Annotated in this window: 1 protein-coding gene; it reads right to left on the minus strand. The window is 53.1% G+C overall.

From position 1 onward, the window contains the following. Positions 1–91: 91 nt before the first annotated feature. Positions 92–253 (minus strand): hypothetical protein, encoded by a 162-nt coding sequence (locus ACCC94_RS30320; protein ID WP_413353248.1) that lies wholly within the window; start codon positions 251–253, stop codon positions 92–94. Positions 254–260 lie beyond the last annotated feature (7 nt).

A 260-nucleotide genomic window follows, 5' to 3' on the forward strand; every position in this document is an offset into this window, starting at 1 on the left:
AGGTTCCTCCAGTCGATTGGCTGGGACGCCTACGCCTGATCGCCGGTCGGCGGCTAATTCCTGTGTGACCTCGTTTATCCAAGTAACGAGGTCAATCCCTTGGCTTCTTGCCCACGTCTTCAGTGCTTCCAGGTTTCTTTCCATTCTTTGTTTTGCTCCGCTCTAGTAGGTACTCCACCGCCTGAGACATGGTGCTTTCGCGCTCTGTGCAAAGGTCCTTCAGCGCTTTCCAGACATCCTTTTCCAGCCCTATGTTTTTC

The organism is Pseudomonas sp. Pseusp97, from assembly GCF_047304025.1.
GTDB lineage: Bacteria > Pseudomonadota > Gammaproteobacteria > Pseudomonadales > Pseudomonadaceae > Pseudomonas.